The 2,863-nt window shown below is 39.5% G+C and carries 3 protein-coding genes and 2 pseudogenes; 4 read left to right on the plus strand and 1 reads right to left on the minus strand.

Annotated features, from left to right (window positions below; all coding sequences use genetic code 11):
- The 3 genes and pseudogenes from IQ229_RS22105 to IQ229_RS22115 form a co-directional block, all read left to right on the plus strand.
- A pseudogene (locus IQ229_RS22105) lies at positions 1 to 222 on the plus strand (SDR family NAD(P)-dependent oxidoreductase); the annotation flags it as partial.
- 21 nt (positions 223 to 243) lie between these two features.
- Complete coding sequence (locus tag IQ229_RS22110; protein ID WP_194047418.1) at positions 244 to 1,173, plus strand: alpha/beta fold hydrolase; 930 nt, start codon at positions 244 to 246, stop codon at positions 1,171 to 1,173.
- A gap of 77 nt (positions 1,174 to 1,250) precedes the next feature.
- Positions 1,251 to 1,985 (plus strand): glutathione peroxidase, encoded by a 735-nt coding sequence (locus IQ229_RS22115; RefSeq protein WP_194047420.1) that lies wholly within the window; start codon positions 1,251 to 1,253, stop codon positions 1,983 to 1,985.
- A gap of 104 nt (positions 1,986 to 2,089) precedes the next feature.
- On the opposite strand, the gene IQ229_RS22120 is transcribed toward IQ229_RS22115, so the two are convergent.
- On the minus strand, positions 2,090 to 2,284 hold the full coding sequence (locus tag IQ229_RS22120; RefSeq protein WP_194047422.1) for a hypothetical protein: 195 nt from the start codon (positions 2,282 to 2,284) through the stop codon (positions 2,090 to 2,092).
- A 94-nt stretch (positions 2,285 to 2,378) separates the two neighbouring features.
- Between IQ229_RS22120 and IQ229_RS22125 the strand changes: the two are divergent.
- Positions 2,379 to 2,863 (plus strand): annotated as a pseudogene (locus tag IQ229_RS22125) (hypothetical protein); the annotation flags it as partial.

Raw genomic sequence — 2,863 nt, forward strand, 5'->3', positions numbered from 1 at the left:
GAATTTGCCCGTCACCGTCGTTTGCAAGGAATTTACAATCTGGTAGATGATGCACATCTCACCAGCCGAGAATTACTAGATAGCCTATTTGAAAAACATAATTTACCCAAAGTAGAATGGGATACATCTATCAAAAATACTCGCCCATATAATGCTTGGGTATCGAATGAAAAGCTCAAAGAAGCTGGATACCAGTTGATTCATCCACAGATAATTTTTTAGCAAGTATTAAAACTAGGAATTATGCAACCATCTGCTGTAGCTAACACGAACAATTTGACAGCATCTCCTAGCCAGTTTTACAGTTGGCAGAATTATCGTTGCGCCTACGAAGTTCATCAACCAATTAATACAACATCTGAAGGCGTTCCTTTACTGTTAATTCATCCGATTGGAGTGGGATTGTCGCGGCGATTTTGGCAGCGATTTTGTCGTGAGTGGTATAATTCAGGTCAACGTAATTCAATTTACAACCCTGATTTACTAGGATGTGGTGAAAGTGATATGCCCCATGTAGCTTACACTCCTAGTGATTGGGCAGAACAGTTGCAGTGCTTTTTACAAACAGTAGTTCAAAAACCTGTTATTCTTGTAGTGCAAGGTGCTTTATTGCCAGTTGCTATCCAATTAGTCCAAAAGGAATCAAATTTAATTGCCGGACTGGTACTTTCTGGGCCGCCAACGTGGGCTTTGATGACAAATAAACCACCAGAATGGCAGGAAAAATTCCTTTGGAATGTGTTAGATTCGCCTTTTGGCAGTGCTTTTTATCGCTATGCACGCACCCCAAAATTTTTACGTTCTTTTTCGATTCGTCAACTCTTTGCTTCTGAAAGCGCTGTGGATGCAGAGTGGTTAAATACATTGCTTGCAGGTGCAGAAAATCCTGCTAGTCGTCATGCAGTATTTTCTTTTTTAGCAGGGTTTTGGCGAGATGATTATACTAGTTTTATTGCCTCGATTCAACAACCAACATTAGCGGTTATGGGGGAAACTGCATCGAGTATTAGCCAAGACAATAAAAAAGAAACGCCAGATGAACGCTTGGCTCACTATCTTGCTTGTTTGCCTGAAAGTCAAGGTATAAAAATAAATGGGCGTAATGTTTTACCCTATGAATCAACCGCTGAGTTTGTAGCAGCGATCGCTCCATTCATTAATAAAGTCTTTTAGCTGATTGATAGTTACATTGTACCAGTTCTCCCATGATAAGTTATGACTGGAATTGATTACTAAAGGCAAGCAAAACTATGTTACCCAATCGCCGAGGACAAAGAGTACCCAATGTCACTTTTCATACTCGCAAGGACAACCAGTGGGTGGATGTGACAACCGATGAGCTATTTGCTAATAAGACAGTAGTTGTCTTCTCTTTACCGGGTGCTTATACTCCGACTTGTTCATCCACTCATCTCCCTGGCTACAACGAATTAGCTCCAGTTTTCAAAGAGAATGGTGTCGATGACATTATCTGTATTTCTGTTAATGATGCCTTTGTGATGAACGAATGGGCAAAGGATCAAGAAGTAGAAAATATCACGCTAATCCCTGATGGAAATGGTGAATTTACTGAAGGTATGGGTTTATTGGTAGATAAATCAGACCTGGGATTTGGGAAGCGATCGTGGCGTTATTCTATGCTGGTGAGAGATGGTGTAATTAACCAAATGTTTATTGAACCAGACGAGCCAGGAGATCCCTTTAAGGTGTCGGATGCTGAGACAATGCTCAGATACATCAACCCCCAAGCAGTTAAGCCCGAAGTAGTTTCCCTGTTTGCGAAAGTGGGTTGTCCTTACTGTGCCCGTGCTAAGGCGATGCTTAAGGAACATGGCATCAACTACGAAGAAATTACCTTGGGTAAGGATATCACCACACGGTCGTTAAAAGCAGTTGCGGGTGCGACAACAGTTCCCCAAGTATTTATCGACGGTAAATTAATTGGTGGTTCTGAGGCATTAGAAGCCTACTTCGCTGCTAAATAGGGTTGAGTAGGGTTGCAATACTGCATAGGTTGTGCCTAAAAAACAGAAATGTGTAGGTTGGGTTGAGGAACGAAATCCAAGATTTAGGAGTTTGTTGGGTTTCGCTATTGCTCAACCCAACCTACGAATATTCTTAAACTTAGCGGTATTAAGTAGAGTTGCACAGCCATCAACTGTGTCAACTTCAGGTGAAAGTCATGATATTTTTGACCGTAGCCTGATTTGTGAAAATTGAAAACTACAAATCCCTGACTTCGTAAAAGTTGTTGGGGATTTTGTTTTTCGTCAGCAGTTAACAAATCTTCAGATCGGTAGATGTATTTTTGTTTAGCTATTCACTAACGATCGGATAAAATTGATTCGGATTAAATTTACATTTATTTAAAAGACAATATGTTTGCCAGGATTCGCCGAATTTTGAGTCAATTTTTTAGTAATTCAAGAACAATCAACAACGAACCACTGAATAAAGTAAGTTTGATTGTCATTATTATAGTTGATATTTTTATCTTAATTAATGTTTTTACCGGACTCGATGATATTAGCAGATGGCATATCAGCCCGACTGAGGCTTATCCATGTTATTCAGAGTGGCAAAATTACCGGGCGAAAACCACTAAAGATAAAGACTATGAAATTGTTAGACTTTCATTGCCATCTTACACAAACAATCAACTCAGTTTTCGGCGCAACTATCAACAAGCCGAAGCAGGACATCTAGGTAAGGTTTCTCAAACTTGTTTGCAATATGCCGATTACAAAGATAAGATTAACAATCCTGAAAAGCAGCAAATTATTAGAACTATCGATCAAAAACAAGCAAAAATTAGTAGACTTCAACAAACCAATAGCACTATTAAATCTCAGTATGATTCAAC

Origin of the sequence: Nostoc cf. edaphicum LEGE 07299, assembly GCF_015207245.1 — a bacterium.
Classification (GTDB): domain Bacteria; phylum Cyanobacteriota; class Cyanobacteriia; order Cyanobacteriales; family Nostocaceae; genus Nostoc; species Nostoc edaphicum_B.

Bases quoted from the DNA above. Each gene is read 5' to 3' on its own strand.
- IQ229_RS22110 (WP_194047418.1), top strand. From the start codon at position 244: ATGCAACCATCTGCTGTAGCTAACACGAACAATTTGACAGCATCTCCT.
- IQ229_RS22115 (WP_194047420.1), top strand. From the start codon at position 1,251: ATGTTACCCAATCGCCGAGGACAAAGAGTACCCAATGTCACTTTTCAT.